Annotated in this window: 1 protein-coding gene; it reads right to left on the bottom strand. The window is 34.1% G+C overall.

Going from position 1 to position 551, the window contains the following annotated elements; all coding sequences use genetic code 11:
* Window positions 1–551 (bottom strand): transposase (locus IC21_RS14850; RefSeq protein ID WP_035181113.1); only part of this gene is annotated, 551 nt, incomplete at both ends.

Below are 551 nucleotides of genomic sequence, written 5' to 3' on the forward strand. Positions count from 1 at the left end.
CCAAGATACAAATCGGTAGTCTTTTAAATATTTTTTTTATTTTCTTTGCCAGCCTGTCGAAGGCTTTTAATTCACAATCTTGCTTAGAAACATTTTCTGATTCATTTTCGATAAATTCGGAGGCAATACTGAAGACCATATCCCCCACGACAAGCTTGGCTTCAAGTACATGGTGCATATAAAGTACGTTCGTTTCTCCTGTTTCTTTATTTGTATATGCCCGTCTCAGGCAGTGTTTACAATGTTTCTCATGAAAGGTGTGTAATCCAGTTCCATCAATGATGACACCCCAGTACTTTCCTTCAATTCGATAAGACTCGAGAGACCTTTTTTTCAATAATTCTTTAATCATATACGTTCTAATTTTTTCTAATTCATTTACATCTAAGCCAGATAAAAAGTCGTTAATTGTATCATAATGTGGAAGTTCTTCAAGAGAATCTAAGCCTAACACCTTCCCTACATTTTTAATACATTCTTCTTTATTAAAACTCTCACTCATGTTTCTCATGGATTTTAGGCCGGTCATATTTTTCAACATCATCGTAAAT

The organism is Heyndrickxia coagulans DSM 1 = ATCC 7050 (assembly GCF_000290615.1).
Classification (GTDB): Bacteria; Bacillota; Bacilli; order Bacillales; family Bacillaceae_C; genus Weizmannia; species Weizmannia coagulans.